The 14500-nt window shown below is 64.4% G+C and carries 17 protein-coding genes; 10 read left to right on the top strand and 7 right to left on the bottom strand.

Going from position 1 to position 14500, the window contains the following annotated elements; all coding sequences use genetic code 11:
- Positions 1-143: 143 nt before the first annotated feature.
- Together GWG67_RS10160 and GWG67_RS10155 are read right to left on the bottom strand one after the other, a co-directional pair.
- Complete coding sequence (locus GWG67_RS10160) at positions 144-986, bottom strand: MoxR family ATPase (RefSeq protein ID WP_275169204.1); 843 nt, start codon at positions 984-986, stop codon at positions 144-146.
- Between the two features lie 91 nt (positions 987-1077).
- Positions 1078-1323: a GlsB/YeaQ/YmgE family stress response membrane protein gene (locus GWG67_RS10155; protein ID WP_247401578.1), complete on the bottom strand. Its 246-nt coding sequence runs from the start codon at positions 1321-1323 to the stop codon at positions 1078-1080.
- A 123-nt stretch (positions 1324-1446) separates the two neighbouring features.
- Here GWG67_RS10155 and GWG67_RS10150 point away from each other — a divergent pair, with 123 nt between their 5' ends.
- The 3 genes from GWG67_RS10150 to sseA all read left to right on the top strand — a co-directional run bounded on the left by GWG67_RS10150 (position 1447) and on the right by sseA (position 4150).
- Positions 1447-2622, top strand: coding sequence for a VWA domain-containing protein (locus tag GWG67_RS10150; protein ID WP_275169202.1), 1176 nt, complete (start codon positions 1447-1449; stop codon positions 2620-2622).
- A 124-nt stretch (positions 2623-2746) separates the two neighbouring features.
- Positions 2747-3160: a rhodanese-like domain-containing protein gene (locus tag GWG67_RS10145; protein WP_007613708.1), complete on the top strand. Its 414-nt coding sequence runs from the start codon at positions 2747-2749 to the stop codon at positions 3158-3160.
- Between the two features lie 132 nt (positions 3161-3292).
- A complete protein-coding gene (gene sseA, locus GWG67_RS10140) occupies positions 3293-4150 on the top strand; it encodes a 3-mercaptopyruvate sulfurtransferase (RefSeq protein WP_275169200.1) in 858 nt (285 codons plus the stop codon).
- A 2-nt stretch (positions 4151-4152) separates the two neighbouring features.
- On the opposite strand, the gene GWG67_RS10135 is transcribed toward sseA, so the two are convergent.
- Positions 4153-4995, bottom strand: coding sequence for a hypothetical protein (locus tag GWG67_RS10135; RefSeq protein WP_275169197.1), 843 nt, complete (start codon positions 4993-4995; stop codon positions 4153-4155).
- A 321-nt stretch (positions 4996-5316) separates the two neighbouring features.
- Between GWG67_RS10135 and GWG67_RS10130 the strand changes: the two genes are divergently transcribed.
- Both GWG67_RS10130 and GWG67_RS10125 read left to right on the top strand, forming a co-directional pair.
- Complete coding sequence (locus GWG67_RS10130) at positions 5317-6507, top strand: L,D-transpeptidase (RefSeq protein ID WP_275169686.1); 1191 nt, start codon at positions 5317-5319, stop codon at positions 6505-6507.
- A gap of 153 nt (positions 6508-6660) precedes the next feature.
- Entirely contained in the window at positions 6661-7629 is a 969-nt protein-coding gene (locus tag GWG67_RS10125; protein WP_275169195.1) for an NAD(P)-dependent oxidoreductase, read from the top strand.
- 4 nt (positions 7630-7633) lie between these two features.
- Here GWG67_RS10125 and GWG67_RS10120 read toward each other — a convergent pair whose 3' ends face one another.
- Together GWG67_RS10120 and GWG67_RS10115 are read right to left on the bottom strand one after the other, a co-directional pair.
- The gene (locus GWG67_RS10120) at positions 7634-8596 is read right to left on the bottom strand and encodes a D-2-hydroxyacid dehydrogenase family protein (protein ID WP_275169193.1); all 963 of its coding nucleotides are present in this window, start codon (positions 8594-8596) and stop codon (positions 7634-7636) included.
- Between the two features lie 103 nt (positions 8597-8699).
- Positions 8700-8915 (bottom strand): hypothetical protein, encoded by a 216-nt coding sequence (locus GWG67_RS10115; RefSeq protein ID WP_275169192.1) that lies wholly within the window; start codon positions 8913-8915, stop codon positions 8700-8702.
- A 232-nt stretch (positions 8916-9147) separates the two neighbouring features.
- Between GWG67_RS10115 and ettA the strand changes: the two genes are divergently transcribed.
- Together ettA and GWG67_RS10105 are read left to right on the top strand one after the other, a co-directional pair.
- Entirely contained in the window at positions 9148-10797 is a 1650-nt protein-coding gene (gene ettA / locus GWG67_RS10110; protein ID WP_027519709.1) for an energy-dependent translational throttle protein EttA, read from the top strand.
- Between the two features lie 7 nt (positions 10798-10804).
- On the top strand, positions 10805-12031 hold the full coding sequence (locus GWG67_RS10105) for a lytic murein transglycosylase (RefSeq protein WP_275169191.1): 1227 nt from the start codon (positions 10805-10807) through the stop codon (positions 12029-12031).
- Between the two features lie 88 nt (positions 12032-12119).
- On the opposite strand, the gene GWG67_RS10100 is transcribed toward GWG67_RS10105, so the two are convergent.
- Both GWG67_RS10100 and GWG67_RS10095 read right to left on the bottom strand, forming a co-directional pair.
- Complete coding sequence (locus GWG67_RS10100) at positions 12120-12404, bottom strand: hypothetical protein (protein WP_007613695.1); 285 nt, start codon at positions 12402-12404, stop codon at positions 12120-12122.
- Positions 12405-12616: 212 nt separating this feature from the next.
- The gene (locus GWG67_RS10095) at positions 12617-12961 is read right to left on the bottom strand and encodes a hypothetical protein (protein WP_275169189.1); all 345 of its coding nucleotides are present in this window, start codon (positions 12959-12961) and stop codon (positions 12617-12619) included.
- Positions 12962-13095: 134 nt separating this feature from the next.
- On the opposite strand from GWG67_RS10095, the gene GWG67_RS10090 reads away from it, so the two are divergent.
- The 3 genes from GWG67_RS10090 to bfr all read left to right on the top strand — a co-directional run bounded on the left by GWG67_RS10090 (position 13096) and on the right by bfr (position 14450).
- A complete protein-coding gene (locus tag GWG67_RS10090) occupies positions 13096-13395 on the top strand; it encodes a hypothetical protein (protein WP_275169187.1) in 300 nt (99 codons plus the stop codon).
- 160 nt (positions 13396-13555) lie between these two features.
- Positions 13556-13828 (top strand): bacterioferritin-associated ferredoxin, encoded by a 273-nt coding sequence (locus GWG67_RS10085; RefSeq protein ID WP_027570626.1) that lies wholly within the window; start codon positions 13556-13558, stop codon positions 13826-13828.
- Positions 13829-13961: 133 nt separating this feature from the next.
- Positions 13962-14450 carry a bacterioferritin gene (gene bfr / locus GWG67_RS10080; RefSeq protein WP_018454135.1) on the top strand — a complete coding sequence of 163 codons (489 nt, stop codon included), beginning with the start codon at positions 13962-13964 and terminating at the stop codon, positions 14448-14450.
- Positions 14451-14500: the final 50 nt, after the last annotated feature.

The raw sequence follows: 14500 nt of genomic DNA, 5'->3' as shown, positions 1-14500 counted from the left end.
TCCGTGTCATCGCCCGGCTTGACCGGGCGATCCAGTATTCCAGAGGCGGTTATGATTGAGTCGAGAAGCCGCGGCGTACTGGATTCCCCGCCTTCGCGGGGAATGACACCGGAAGGTGGGGCGGCAGCGGAGTGCGCTCGAACCTACACTTCTCTCCGGCTCAGGAACGCCAGCCGCTCGAACAGATGCACGTCCTGCTCGTTCTTGAGCAGCGCGCCGTGCAGCGGCGGAATGAGTTTGCGCGGATCGCGCTCGCGCAACTGCTCGACGCTCATGTCTTCGTTGAGCAGCAGCTTGAGCCAGTCGAGCAGCTCCGAGGTCGACGGCTTCTTCTTCAAGCCGGGCACCTCGCGGATCTCGAAGAAGATGCGCAAGGCTTCCTCGACCAGCCGCTTCTTGATGCCGGGGAAGTGGACATCGACGATCCGGGTCATGGTATCGGCGTCGGGGAACTTGATGTAGTGGAAGAAACAGCGGCGCAGGAACGCGTCCGGCAGCTCCTTCTCGTTGTTGGAGGTGATCATCATGATCGGGCGCTGCTTGGCCTTGATGGTCTCACCGGTCTCGTAGACATGGAATTCCATGCGGTCGAGTTCGAGCAAAAGATCGTTCGGGAATTCGATGTCGGCCTTGTCGATCTCGTCGATCAGCAGCACCGGGCGCTGCTCGGCGGTGAAGGCATCCCACAGCTTGCCGCGCTTGATGTAGTTCTTGATGTCGGACACGCGCGCATCGCCGAGCTGGCTGTCGCGCAGGCGCGACACCGCGTCGTATTCGTAAAGGCCTTGCTGTGCCTTGGTGGTGGACTTGATGTGCCAGGTCAGAAGCGGGGCGCTCAGCGCCTTCGCCACTTCCTCCGCCAGCACCGTCTTGCCGGTGCCGGGCTCGCCCTTGATGAGCAGCGGGCGCTCCAGCACGATCGAGGCATTGACCGCGACCTTGAGATCGTCGGTCGCAACGTAGTCCTTAGTGCCGGTAAATTTCATTGCGCGTCCTTGTTGATCGTCGTCCCGGCATGCCCCGGTCGCGACATGGGAACGGCCGCGCATGGCGGCCGTTCCTGGTTCGGTCAGGCTTTCAGACCCGTTTTATCAGCGAAAGGATGACGAGCACAATCACCGCGCCGATCGTGGCATCCACGATGGCCCCGGCCGTGCCGGTTGCGAGCTGGATGTGCAGCTGAGGCAGAATCCAGCTCGCCACGAGCGCACCGATGATGCCGACGACGATGTTGCCGATCAGCCCAAATCCCGCCCCATGGACAATCTTGCCGGCAAGCCAGCCTGCGATCGCGCCAATGATGAGCGCTGCGAGAATTCCCATTGCAAACGTCCCCAAAACAACCCCGTGAGACCGTCAATTCTAGAGCAAAAAGCCTCCCGGTCCAGCGCAGAGCGATGGCCTCCGCCCCTTGACGTTCGCCGCCCGACGGGCAATCTGTCACCCATGTTCCTGCAATTCTTCACTTCTCTGCGCGATGCGCAGGTCCCCGTGACGCTGCGCGAATACCTCACGCTGATGGAGGCGCTCGACGCTGACCTCGCGGACTACTCGCTCGAGAATTTCTACTATCTCTCGCGCACCTCGCTGGTGAAGGACGAGCGCAACCTCGACAAGTTCGACCGCGTCTTCGGCACCGTCTTCAAGGGGCTGGAAAGCCTGCTCGACGCCATGGAGGGGGCCGAGATCCCCGAGGAGTGGCTGAAGAAGCTCGCCGAGAAATACCTGACGGACGAAGAGAAGAAGCAGATCGAGGCCATGGGCTGGGACAAGCTCATGGAGACCCTGAAGAAGCGCCTCGAGGAGCAGAAGGGCCGGCATCAGGGCGGCTCGAAGTGGATCGGCACGGCCGGCACCTCGCCGTTCGGCGCCCACGGCTACAATCCCGAAGGCATCCGCATCGGCCAGGACAAGAACCGCAACAACCGCGCCGTGAAGGTGTGGGACAAGCGCGAGTTCAAAGATCTCGACGGCAATGTCGAGCTCGGCATCCGCAACATCAAGGTGGCGCTGCGCCGCCTGCGCAAGTTCGCGCGCACCGGCGCGCCTGACGAGCTCGATCTCGACACCACCATCCGCGAGACCGCCAATCACGGCTATCTCGACGTGCACATGCGCCCCGAGCGCCGCAACGCGGTGAAGCTGCTGGTGTTCTTCGATATCGGCGGCTCGATGGACGCGCATATTGAGCAGGTCGAGGAGTTGTTCTCGGCTGCGAAGAGCGAGTTCAAGCACATGGAGTATTTCTACTTCCACAACTGCCTCTATGAAGGCGTGTGGAAGCAGAATAAGCGCCGCTTCACCGACCGCACCCCGACCTGGGACGTGCTGCATAAATACCCGCACGACTACAAGATCGTGTTCGTCGGCGACGCATCGATGTCGCCCTACGAGATCATGGTGCCCGGCGGCTCGGTCGAGCACGTCAACGAGGAGCCCGGCTCGGTCTGGCTCGACCGCATCATCCGCACCTATCCGCATTCGGTGTGGCTCAACCCTGTGCAGCAGAAGCACTGGGATTATTCGGAATCCACCACGATCATCAAACGCATCTTCGCCAACCGCATGTATCCGATCACGATCGAGGGGCTCGAGGGTGCGATGAAGGAATTGACGCACTAGCTGTTGTCATTCAGGGGCTCGCGCAGCGAGAACCCGGAATCCGTCGGGCCGCAGCACGTGTAGATAAATGGATTCCGTACTCGTGCTGCGCACGCCCCGGAATGACAACAAGAGGGAGAACCACATGCCCCAGACCATCACCCGCGGCATCAAGGCGCTGATCGACGAGGCCAATGCCGAGATCGAGACGCTCACCGCCAAGGACGCCATCGAGATATCGAAGAACGGCGACGTCGTCATCGTTGATATCCGCGATCCCCGCGAGATCGAGCGCGACGGCCGCATCCCCGGCGCGTTCGCCTGCACCCGCGGCATGCTCGAATTCTGGATCGATCCGCAGAGCCCTTACGCGAAGCCGGTGTTCCAGGAGGACAAGAAGTTCGTCTTCCATTGCGCCGGCGGCTTGCGCTCTGCGCTCGCCGCCAAGACCGCGCAGGACATGGGCCTCAAGCCCGTCGCCCACATCGCCGGCGGCTACGCCGCCTGGCGCGACGCCGGCGGGCCGGTGGAGCAGTGGGAGCCGAAGAAGAAGGGGTGAGGTGAATACCTCTCTCGCCACACACTCCGTCATGCCCGGGCTTGACCCGGGCATCCACGTCTTCGCCGCAAGAACGTGGATGGCCGGGACAAGCCCGGGCATGACGACTGAGACAATTGCCGGAGCACCCTAATGACCACCCCCACCGATCCCCTCGTCTCCACCGAATGGCTCGCCGCCCACATCAACGACGCCAACGTCAAGGTGCTTGACGCCAGCTTCAAACTACCCGGCGTGCTGCCATTGCCGAAGGACGACTATCTCGCCGCGCATCTGCCGGGCGCGGTGTTCTTCGACGTCGATGCGGTCTCGGACCATTCCAACCCGCTGCCGCACATGTATCCGACCGCCGAGCAGTTCGGTCGCGACGCAGGCCAACTCGGTATCTCCAATGCCGACACCGTCGTGATCTATGATGCCGGCGGCTGGGTCGCTGCTCCCCGCGCGTGGTGGATGTTCCTGGCTTTCGGCCATGGCAATGTGCGCATCCTCAATGGCGGCCTGAAGAAGTGGCGCGCCGAGGGGAGTCCGGTCGAGAGCGGCGAGGTCAAGCCGAAGCCAGCGACATTCAAGGCGAGCTATGATTCAAAGCGCGTGCGCAGCATGCAGCAATTGATCGCCAACATCGAAAGCCGTGCCGAGCAGGTGATCGACGCGCGCGCCGCCGACCGGTTCGAGGGCCGGGCGCCGGAGCCGCGCGCGGGCATCCGCTCCGGCCATATCCCCGGCGCGCGCAACGTGCCCTACAATCTCCTATTCGATGCCGCGACCGGCACGATGAAGCCACTCGATGATCTCCGCGCCGCCTTCACGAACGCCGGTGTCAGGCTCGATGCGCCGATCGTGACGAGCTGCGGCTCCGGGGTCTCTGCCGGCGTGCTGACGCTGGCGCTCTATCGCCTCGGCATCACCGACACCGCGCTCTACGACGGCTCGTGGTCGGAATGGGGCCAGGAAAAGGGACCGCCGATCGCAACCGGCCCGGCGTAACCTTACTGACGTGCGCGCGTGGTCGTTGCGGCGAGCGTGGGTTGCGGCTGCCCGAACGGATCGAGTTGCTGAACCGGCGGCGGCGGACGCCGGACGATGCGGCGGCGCTTCTTCACGCGATGCGCCCGCGGCTTGGTCGCCTTGCTCTCCGGCGAACTGCTGTCGGCCTTAGAGTCGGGCTTGGCCTTCGCAGGCGGATCCTTCCAGGCCGTGGTCGCCGGGTCGTTCAATGCGGCGAACTTCGCGCTCGCCATGTCGAACGAGGACGAAGCCGAGGCTCCGCTGGGGGCGGTAGGTGCTGGTTTGCTCGTGAGAGCGATCGAAACGGGCTTGGTCTCGGCGATGGATGCGCTGGCGTCGGCCGGAGTAAGCGTGTTGCTTGAGACCGGCGTGGCGTCGTCCGTCGTCGTCTCGGCCTTGGTCTCCGCATTGGCCGGTTCGGTCGGGACGTCAGCCGGAGCTGCAACGACCTGCGGCGGCTGACGGTCGGTCTCGGTCGTCAGCGCGAAGACCGGCTCGGGCTCGTTCGCCGGTAATCCGATCGTCGGCACCTGGTCACGCAGCGACGGCGCCGGATCGGTGGCTGCTTCCGGCTCGGCGCGCAGAACCGCGAGCACGGGCTGGGCCGGCTCGGGAGCTTGTGCAAACACCTGCTCCTGCGGACCATTCCGCCAGGAGGGGTTGCTGACATACTGCTCGTGGCTGGCCCGCAGCAGCGCGGCGGCGCCCAGGCCGAATACCAGGATGGAAGCTGACAGCAGGATCGCGGCAAACAGGAAGCGAAAGCCGGGAAGCATCGAGGGATTGCGAATTTCCGCCCCGGCGGCGAAGTGGCCAGGGCCCATGAGCCATCTGAACGCGGTGACGGTACTGCTTGCCGCGTTCGCCACGCGGGGATCGAAGCTCAAAGCGGGGGCGAATCAGGCTGATTCGAACATACCGCAACGATTCCCCGCCGTTCCGTAAAAAACGGAGCCGGCGACTCCGGCAATCTCAGTCGTGGGCTGATTTTCGTCCCGTGATGCAAGGAGGCAACGGTAGTCTTGCGGATCACAAATCGGCAAATCAGGCACAAATCCGCCTGCAATGTCTTGAATGTGCCGCTATCTTCGGTCATCTGGCCGTTAACGGTCCGGACGGGGCCCGGGGACTATACAAGAGCGATGATGATCAAACATTTTCTGACGATATGCGCTGCCGCAACAGTCGCTGCGGCGGGAACCTCGCTCGCGCAGGCCCAAAGCTATCCGGTCCAGCAGGCGCCGAGCTATGGCGCGCCGGCCGAATATCGGCCCGGCGACCGCGCGCCGAACTTCGACGCTATGGACGATGAAGACGATTCGATGCCGCAGGCGGCGCTGCCGCCGCCCGGCCCGGATCCGCGCTACTACGGTCGTCCAGCCGGCGCTCCCCCGGTGTATTCCGCCGCGCCGCCGCAGGGTCCGGTGATGTCGCCCGATGATCCCCGTTATGGCCGTCCCGCAGGCGCCCCCGTGTACTCGGCCGCGCCGCCGCAGGGTCCCGTGACGTCGCCCGACGATCCGCGCTACGGCCGCCCCGCCGGCCCGCCTGCGGTGATCTACGCCGATCGTCCGGGTCAGGCGCCCGGCAGTGACGGCCTGCGTCCGCCGGAGGCGGTCGGTGGTCCCGGCGCGACCGGAACGGTCCAGGCCGGTCAGCCGCCCGTTGGCGCCGACGGCCGGCCGATGGCGATCGCCTCGCTGCCGCCCGAAGAGCAGCCCGACGCCGCTCCGGCGCAGTTGCCGCAGAACCTGCGCCGTCAGGAGGTCTCGCTGGCGACCAAGGAGCCGGCCGGAACGCTCATCGTCGATACCCCGAATACCTACCTCTATTACGTGCTCGGCAACGGCCGTGCGATCCGCTACGGCGTCCGCGTCGGCCGCGACGGCTTCACCTGGACCGGCGTGCAGAAGATCACCCGCAAGGCCGAGTGGCCGGATTGGCATCCGCCGACCGAGATGATCGAGCGCCAGCCCTATCTGCCGCGCTTCATGGCCGGCGGTCCCGGCAATCCGCTCGGCGCCCGCGCGATGTATCTCGGCTCGACCGTCTACCGCATCCACGGCACCAACCAGCCCTCGACCATCGGCAAGTTCGTGTCCTCCGGCTGCATCGGCATGCTGAACGAGGACGTCTCCGACCTGTTCGATCGCGTCAAGGTCGGCACCCGCGTGGTGGTGATGCCGGGTGGTCCGCCGCCGGGAACTGCGACCGCATCCGCCGCGCCCGTGCCCGGCGCTGCCGGCCCCGCGCCAATGGCCGCGCAGGCCGGCCCGGTCGGAGGCACCCAGCCGACAGTGGTGCCGCCGCTGCCCGCGCCCGTCACCGTGCGCTGAACCGGCTTCCCAGGAATTGATCTGATACGGCGCGTGATCTTCGGTCACGCGCCGTCGTCATTTGACCCATGCGCATGTCTCGCTTGCGCATGCTTGAACGGCTCCGCACCTCGATTACGTCCGGGAGGATTGCAACGAATTGAGGAGCACAGGATGCGCATCTTTGTTGCGGGCGCGACTGGCGCGGTCGGTCAGTATCTTGTTCCGGCGCTGGTCGCCGGGGGTCATTCGGTGATCGGCACGACACGGAGTGCGGCGAAAACAGAGCTTGTGCGGCGATTGGGTGCGGAGCCGGTCGTCGCCGACGGCCTCGATGCCGACAGTATGCGCGCTGCGGTGATTGCGGCAAAGCCCGACGCCGTCATCCACCAGATGACAGATCTCGCGGCTGCTACGGACCTCCGGCATTTCGATCGCGCTTTCAAGCGAACCAACGAGCTCCGCACCCGCGGAACCGACATTCTGCTCAACGCCGCACGCGAGGCCGGCGCTAGGCGCTTCATCGCGCAAAGCTTCTGCGGCTGGACCTTCAGTCGCGCCGGGGGAACGGTGAAGATCGAGACCGATGAGCTCGATCCGCATCCGCCGCAAGAGCTGCGACGCACGCTGGAGGCAATCCGATATCTGGAGCGAAGCGTCACCGCTTCGACGACGCCGGAGGGCATCGTGCTGCGCTATGGATTCTTCTATGGACCGGGCACCGGAACGCTCTCGCCGGCGATGATTGACCAGCTGCGCCACCGGCGTGTGCCAGTGATCGGCGATGGCGGCGGCACGTGGTCGTTCATTCACACCGAAGATGCCGCCTCTGCCACGCTTGCCGCGCTCGAACGCGGGCGCTCCGGCAGCATCTACAATATCGTCGACGATCATCCGGCGCCGGTGAAGGATTGGTTGCCCGCGCTGGCCGAATTGCTTGGTGCCAAGCCGCCGCGTCACATTCCCGCCTGGCTCGGCCGCCTGCTTGCGGGCGAGCATATGGTTGCGATGATGACGGAGGTGCGCGGAGCCTCCAACGGCAAGGCAAAGCGCGAGCTCGGCTGGCTGCCGGCGCATGCCTCCTGGCGCGACGGCTTTGCCGATGCGGCACGGCAGCCCACCAGCCAGCGCTCGGCGGCCTGAGGCTTCAGGCCAGCTTCCGCGGCAGCTCGCCGCCCTTGGTGAAGGCGTCGATCGCCTCGACCATCTGGCCGTAATGGATGCGCAAGCCGTCCTCGGTGGCGTAGCCGAGATGCGGCGTCAGCACGAGATTGTCGAGCTTGCGGAAGGGATGATCCGTCGGCAGCGGCTCGACCGAGAACACGTCGATGCCGGCGCCTGCAATCCTCTTCTGCTGCAACGCCTCGAGCAGCGCCTGCTCGTCCACGATCGGCCCGCGCGCGGTGTTGACGAGGAAGGCCGTCGGCTTCATCCGCGCGAGATCGGCGGCCCCGACCAGCCCGCGCGAGCGCTCGCTCAGCACCACATGGATGCTGACGATATCGGCCTTGGCGAACAGCTCCTCCTTGGTGGCGTAGCCGACGCCGGCGTCCTTGCACTTCTCCGGGGTCAGGTTCGGGCTCCAGGCGATCACGTTCATTCCGAACGCCTTCGCAATGCCCGCCATCTTGCTGCCGAGCTTGCCGAGCCCGACGACGCCGAGCGTCAATCCCTCGATCTCGACGCCGGCAAAGGCCTGCCATGGCTCGCCCGCATGCATGCGCGCGTTCTCGCGGCCGATGCCGCGGGTCAGTTCCAGGATTAGGCCCATGGTGAGGGGCGCGGTCGGATCTCGTGAATATTGCGTGCCGCCGATGGTGACGCCGCGCGCCTTGGCGGCCTCCATGTCGATCGAGGCGTTGCGCATGCCTGAGGTCAGCAGCAGCTTCAGCTTCGGCAGGCTCTCGAAGAGGCTCTTGGGGAACGCGGTGCGTTCGCGCATCGCGCAGACGATCTCGAAATCGGCCAGCGCGCTCGCCGCGGCCTGCTCGGAGGCGAAGGGATGGCTGAACACGGTGACGTCGATGCGGTCGGACAGGCTTTGCCAATCGGCGACATCGAGGGCGAGGTTGAAATAGTCGTCGAGAATTGCACAGCGCAGCCGCGTCATCAGCGTTCTTCCATGGCGAGAGGTGGAACCAGGCCATGGTTGCGCGCAATCAGGACCGTGCGCAAGCCGTTCGCGTCTTCAAAAATCCGACAGGTGGTGAGGCTCAGAGGTCGCGGGGCTTGAGCCGGATCGGCGCATTCATGCCGTGCTTGGCGCGCCAGGCGGGGCCGGGGCCGCGCATGTAATGCAGTTCGGGCCGGTAGGGGTTGAAAGCGGTGGCGAAGAAGCGCTTCCAGAAGCCCTTGATCTCCGAGGCGAACGCGGAGGCGCTGCCGGCTTCCGCCGGAACGGGAAGGGAATTGGTCTCGATCATGGCCATGACGCTGTCTCGCTGTGCTCCCGTTCATTCTGAGCGGGTGGCGCTGTTTCCGCGCGAAACCGAGCTTTGGCCTGATTTATTAAAAGATGGTTTCAATTGTCCGGATCGGCGGCGGGATGGTGTCCGTCCCGTATTCATCCGTGGTGAACGGAGGGAAAACATTGCCCTTTGGGGGCGGGATCGCTACATCGGCGGCAAGCAAATTTCCTCAAATCGAAGGTTTTCGGGACCGATGGCGCGCCAGTTCATCTATTTCATGCAGGGCCTGACCAAGAGCTACCCGACCCGGAAGGTGCTCGATAACATCCATCTGTCGTTCTACCCGGACGCCAAGATCGGCGTGCTCGGTGTCAACGGCTCGGGCAAGTCGACGCTGCTCAAGATCATGGCCGGCCTGGACAAGGAGTATAACGGCGAGGCCTGGGTCGCCCAGGGCGCCCGCGTCGGCTATCTCGAGCAGGAGCCGCATCTCGATCCGGCTCTCAGCGTGCGCGAGAACGTCATGCTGGGTGTCGCCAAGCAGAAGGCCATCCTCGATCGCTACAACGAACTGGCGATGAACTACTCCGAGGAGACCGCCGACGAGATGACCAAGCTGCAGGACGAGATCGAGGCCCAGGGCCTCTGGGATCTCGACAGCAAGGTCGACCAGGCCATGGACGCGCTGCGCTGTCCGCCCGACGATGCCGACGTGTCGAAACTCTCCGGCGGTGAGCGCCGCCGCGTCGCGCTATGCAAGCTGCTGCTCGATCAGCCCGAGCTCCTGCTGCTGGACGAACCGACCAACCATCTCGACGCGGAATCGGTGTCGTGGCTGGAAGGCCATCTGCGCAACTATCCCGGCGCGATCCTGATCGTCACCCATGACCGCTACTTCCTCGACAATGTCACGAGCTGGATTCTCGAGCTCGATCGCGGCAAGGGCATCCCTTACGAGGGCAATTACTCGTCCTGGCTGCAGCAGAAGCAGAAGCGGCTCGAGCAGGAGGGCCGCGAGGACGCTGCGCATCAGAAGACGCTGGCCCGCGAGCAGGAATGGATCGCATCCTCGCCGAAAGCCCGCCAGGCTAAATCCAAGGCGCGCTATCAGCGCTATGACGAACTGCTGAAACAGGCGAGCGAAAAGCAGACCCAGACCGCGCAGATCACGATTCCAGTGGCCGAGCGCCTAGGTCAGAACGTGGTCGACTTCGAAGGGCTCAGCAAGGGTTTCGGCGATCGCATGCTGATCGACGATCTCACTTTCAAGCTGCCGCCCGGCGGTATCGTCGGCGTGATCGGCGCCAACGGCGCCGGCAAGACCACGCTGTTCAGGATGATCACCAAGCAGGAACAGCCGGACAAGGGCACCATCACGGTCGGCGAGAGCGTTCATCTCGGTTACGTCGACCAGTCGCGCGACGCGCTCGACGGCAGCAAGAACGTGTGGGAGGAGATCTCCGGCGGCAACGAGCTGATCCTGCTCGGCAAGAGGGAAGTCAATTCGCGCGGCTATTGTTCGTCGTTCAACTTCAAGGGCGCCGACCAGCAAAAGAAAGTCGGCGCGCTCTCCGGCGGTGAACGCAACCGCGTGCACCTTGCGAAGATGCTGAAATCAGGCGCCAACGTTCTGCTGCTCGACGAGCCGACCAACGACCTCGACGTCGACACCTTGCGTGCGCTCGAAGAGGCGCTGGAGGATTTCGCCGGCTGCGCCGTCATCATCAGCCATGATCGCTGGTTCCTCGACCGCATCGCGACCCACATCCTGGCCTTCGAGGGCGACAGCCATGTCGAATGGTTCGAGGGCAACTTCCAGGACTACGAGAAGGACAAGATGCGCCGGCTCGGCCAGGACAGCATCATTCCGCATCGCGTGAAGTACAAGAAGCTGACGCGGTGATCTCAGCATGATGCGGCGGGTGCTCATAGCTGCGGTGATCGCTATCACCTGTGGCCTGTCGCCCGTCCGCGCCGCCGACGCCGCCTTCACCCAGTTCATCGCCTCGCAGTGGCCGGAGGCGGAGGCCGCCGGCGTGTCGCGCGCGACGTTCGAGCGAGAGACGCGCGGGCTCGAGCCTGATTACAAGCTGCCGGATCTCATTCTGCCGGGGCGCCCAGCGACCGGTGCGCCGTCGCAGGCCGAGTTCGTGCAGGTGCCGGCCGACTATGTCAGGGAAGCCTCGATCGCGCGGCTTGCGGGCGAGGGGCAGCGGCTGCTCCAAAAACATCGTCAGGCGCTGACCGAGATCGAGAAAAACTCCGGCGTGCCCGCCACCGTCATGCTGGCGATCTGGGGCCGCGAGACCGACTACGGCCGCTACACGCTGCCTTACGATCTCGTGCGCGTGCTGGCGACGCAGGCCTATGTCGGCCGCCGCAAGGACACCTATCGCAACGAGTTCATCCTCTCGCTGAAAATTCTCGGCGACGGCGTGGTGACACGCAAGGACATGCGCTCGTCCTGGGCCGGCGCGACCGGGCTCACGCAATTCCTGCCGTCCGAATATTACAAGCACGGCGTCGATTTCGACCGCGACGGCCGCATCGACATCTGGCATTCGGTGCCGGATGCGCTGGCCTCCGCCGCGCAGCAGCTCGTCAACAAGGGCTGGCAGAGCGGCGTGCGCTGGGCTTACGAGGTGCAGGCACCGGCCAAGGTCGATTGCACCGCCGGCGTGCCCGAGGTGACGAAGCCGATCGGCCAGTGGCTGCGCGAAGGCTTTGTGCCGGTGCGTGGACAAAAGCTCACTGCCGCCGAGCAGGCTCACCCGGCCTCGCTGTTGCAACCGGAAGGCATCTACGGCCCGTCCTTCCTGACCACGAAGAACTACTTCGTCATCAAGGAATACAATTTCTCCGATCTCTACGTGCTGTTCGTCGGCCATCTCGCCGACCGCATGACGAGCCCGCAACCGTTCGCGACGCCGTGGTCTGCCTCGAAGCAATTGCGAACCAAGGACGTCGAGGCGATGCAGCGCGGGCTCACGCGCGTCGGACTCTACAAGGATAAGATCGACGGCAAGGCCGGCATGCAGACGCGCGCTGCGCTGGGCGCCTACCAGAAGTCGGCAGGGCTCAAGGTCGATTGCTGGCCAAGCGAAGAGGTGCTGCGCTCAATCCAGGCGGCGCGATAGCTGCTGCAGGGCCAGCTAAAAGAAAAAGCCCGGCCGAGGTGCTCGGCCGGGCTTCGATCGCGGCGCTCATGAGCGCCGTGCGATCAGATCAGTAGCAAACGCGAACCGGGCGGACGGTCCAGCCGTAGCCGTCCCAGTAGCGCTGGCGCTGCCAGTAGCAGGGCGGGGGCGGCGGGCCGGGCTCGGCCACATAAACCGGTCCACCATAGGCGGGACGGCTCGATGCGATGGCGCCGCCGACGATCGCGCCGCCGATCAGGCCGGCTGCGATGCCGACGCCGACGCCGTCATGGGCCTGGGCGGACGGCGTGGCGGTCACCAGCGAACCGGCGATCGTCGCAACCGTGAGGGCGGCAACTAAAGTCTTCTTCATACGCTTAGCTCTCCTGAGAGATGGATGCTCCTTGTTAGGAGCGCCCGGGGTTCAAAGGTTCACGCAGACTCTGATGGATTTGGCCTTGCAGCTAGGAAGCGCGCAAATGGTCAATCCGCGGTAAACGCACACGGAGCTGTGACGAGAAAAAGCGGTCTTTTTCAGGCCCCTGGATGAACGGCGCATCCGGAATGAACCGGCCTGGGACGACTTCAGCCACAGACTCTGGCGCGGCGGACGCGCCAGGCATAACCGTCCCAGAAGCGCTGCTTCTGCCAGACGCAGCCGTCGCCGTAATAGTCGTCGGCGACGTAGCCCGGGCCCGGTGCGTAGTAGCGCGGCGGATAGTAGCCCGGGCTATATCCCGGACCATATGCGTAGCCGGGGCCAGGGCCGGGCCCGTAATAGTACGGAGAGGCCAGCGCCCCACCGACAATGGCGCCGCCGATGATTCCGGCCGCCACGCCCGCGGCGACGCCGCGTTGCGCCTGGGCTGGTGTAGCGGCGCTAAGGGCCACAGCGGCGACGGCAGCGATTGCCAGGAGCGACTTCTTCATTGGCTGACCTTTCGAGCAAAACACGCGGGAACTCTTTGGCGGTAAAGTTCCATATTTCGATTGAATGATCAATGAACGCACCGTTGCCGGGGACGACCAATTAGCATGGACCGCAGCTCAGCCAGGGGAGGGTGATGGTGGGCAACGCGATGATAAATGCATTGATCGCTGCCGGGATCGTCTCCGCGATCGGCTACGGCTGGATCACCCATCTCCAGAACCGCGGCCAGCGGCGCTCCCGCGCCGGGGCCAGCGGCAACAGCGGTGGCGACACCTCCACGGGCACCAGCGACGGCTTCTCGTTGGGGAGCTGGTTTTCCAGCGATAGTTCCGGCAGCCCGGCCGACAGCGGCAGCTGCTCCAGCAGCGATAGCGGCAGTAGTGGCGGAGATTGCGGGGGCGGCGGCGATGGTGGAGGCGGCGGGGGCGACTAGATCCGCCGCAATCTTGATCCAGCGCAAGGCCCTATTTTAGAGCCGTTCTAGGCTGTTCCGGGCTAGTTTGGAATAGCTTCAAATTCCGCTTTTTCCTTTTGCATCCGGCCGGCCCCTTAAATATCGATGATGGCGCATCACCAAAGGGCCTGCCGCTTCCATGATCGTTTGTTCCTGTAACGTGCTGAGCGATGACGACATCCGCGCCGCCGTCGCCGAGTCCGACGACGCTGTGCGCCATGCAAAGCAGGTTTATGGTTGTCTCGGCTGTAGCGCCGAATGCGGCCGCTGTGCTCGGACGATCAAGACCATTATCGACGAAGCGCTCGGCCCCTGTGCCTCGTCCTGCTGCTCCGGCTGCCCGCACAACCACACTGTGGCGGCCAATGACGAGACTGCCCAGCCGGCCGAGTTTGCCCTCGCGGCCTGCTGAAATCTTCCGCAACCCTGGCTGAGCTTTTCCCCGGCTGCGTCCGCGTAGCCGGTTGCCCCAGTCTTTAAACTCATTTAGAAGCGTTCTAAATTCGGGTTACGGCCGATTTGGACTGCAAGAGCTGGAGTGAACCATGCAGGGCGACGCAAAAGTTATCGACTATCTCAACAAGGCACTGCGTCACGAGCTGACTGCGATCAACCAGTATTGGCTGCACTACCGCTTCCTCGACAATTGGGGCCTGCGGGACATGTCCAAGGTCTGGCGCAAGGAGTCCATCGAGGAGATGGAGCACGCCGACAAGCTTACCGAGCGGATCTTGTTCTTCGACGGCTTCCCGAACATGCAGGTGCTCGATCCCTTGCGTATCGGCCAGAACGTCAAGGAGATCATCGAGTGCGATCTCGCCGCCGAGATGAGCGCGCGGGCGCTCTACCAGGAAGCGGCGACCTACTGCCACAGCGTCAAGGACTACGTGACGCGCGACCTGTTCGAGAAGCTGATGAGCGACGAGGAGCACCACATCGACTTCCTCGAGACCCAGCTCGACCTAATCGGCCGCATCGGCCTCGAGCTCTATACCCAGAAGCACGTTGGTGGGCTCGAGGGCGACGGGCATTAGTTTGGCGCGTTAGCGCTGCCCACAATTCCGTGTCGGCCTGGTGCGCAATT

Source organism: Bradyrhizobium sp. CSS354, from assembly GCF_029051725.1.
GTDB lineage: Bacteria > Pseudomonadota > Alphaproteobacteria > Rhizobiales > Xanthobacteraceae > Bradyrhizobium.
This window is presented reverse-complemented; position numbering and strand designations above follow the sequence as displayed.

Excerpts from the sequence above, each read along its gene's own strand:
- GWG67_RS10155 (WP_247401578.1), bottom strand. The coding sequence starts at position 1,323 with ATGGGAATTCTCGCAGCGCTCATCATTGGCGCGATCGCAGGCTGGCTT.
- GWG67_RS10085 (WP_027570626.1), top strand. The coding sequence starts at position 13,556 with ATGATCGTTTGTTCCTGTAACGTGCTGAGCGATGACGACATCCGCGCC.
- GWG67_RS10120 (WP_275169193.1), bottom strand. The coding sequence starts at position 8,596 with ATGACGCGGCTGCGCTGTGCAATTCTCGACGACTATTTCAACCTCGCC.
- bfr (WP_018454135.1), top strand. The coding sequence starts at position 13,962 with ATGCAGGGCGACGCAAAAGTTATCGACTATCTCAACAAGGCACTGCGT.
- GWG67_RS10105 (WP_275169191.1), top strand. The coding sequence starts at position 10,805 with ATGATGCGGCGGGTGCTCATAGCTGCGGTGATCGCTATCACCTGTGGC.
- sseA (WP_275169200.1), top strand. The coding sequence starts at position 3,293 with ATGACCACCCCCACCGATCCCCTCGTCTCCACCGAATGGCTCGCCGCC.
- GWG67_RS10130 (WP_275169686.1), top strand. The coding sequence starts at position 5,317 with ATGATCAAACATTTTCTGACGATATGCGCTGCCGCAACAGTCGCTGCG.
- GWG67_RS10125 (WP_275169195.1), top strand. The coding sequence starts at position 6,661 with ATGCGCATCTTTGTTGCGGGCGCGACTGGCGCGGTCGGTCAGTATCTT.
- GWG67_RS10100 (WP_007613695.1), bottom strand. The coding sequence starts at position 12,404 with ATGAAGAAGACTTTAGTTGCCGCCCTCACGGTTGCGACGATCGCCGGT.
- ettA (WP_027519709.1), top strand. The coding sequence starts at position 9,148 with ATGGCGCGCCAGTTCATCTATTTCATGCAGGGCCTGACCAAGAGCTAC.
- GWG67_RS10160 (WP_275169204.1), bottom strand. The coding sequence starts at position 986 with ATGAAATTTACCGGCACTAAGGACTACGTTGCGACCGACGATCTCAAG.
- GWG67_RS10095 (WP_275169189.1), bottom strand. The coding sequence starts at position 12,961 with ATGAAGAAGTCGCTCCTGGCAATCGCTGCCGTCGCCGCTGTGGCCCTT.
- GWG67_RS10135 (WP_275169197.1), bottom strand. The coding sequence starts at position 4,995 with ATGGGCCCTGGCCACTTCGCCGCCGGGGCGGAAATTCGCAATCCCTCG.
- GWG67_RS10115 (WP_275169192.1), bottom strand. The coding sequence starts at position 8,915 with ATGGCCATGATCGAGACCAATTCCCTTCCCGTTCCGGCGGAAGCCGGC.
- GWG67_RS10090 (WP_275169187.1), top strand. The coding sequence starts at position 13,096 with ATGGTGGGCAACGCGATGATAAATGCATTGATCGCTGCCGGGATCGTC.
- GWG67_RS10145 (WP_007613708.1), top strand. The coding sequence starts at position 2,747 with ATGCCCCAGACCATCACCCGCGGCATCAAGGCGCTGATCGACGAGGCC.
- GWG67_RS10150 (WP_275169202.1), top strand. The coding sequence starts at position 1,447 with ATGTTCCTGCAATTCTTCACTTCTCTGCGCGATGCGCAGGTCCCCGTG.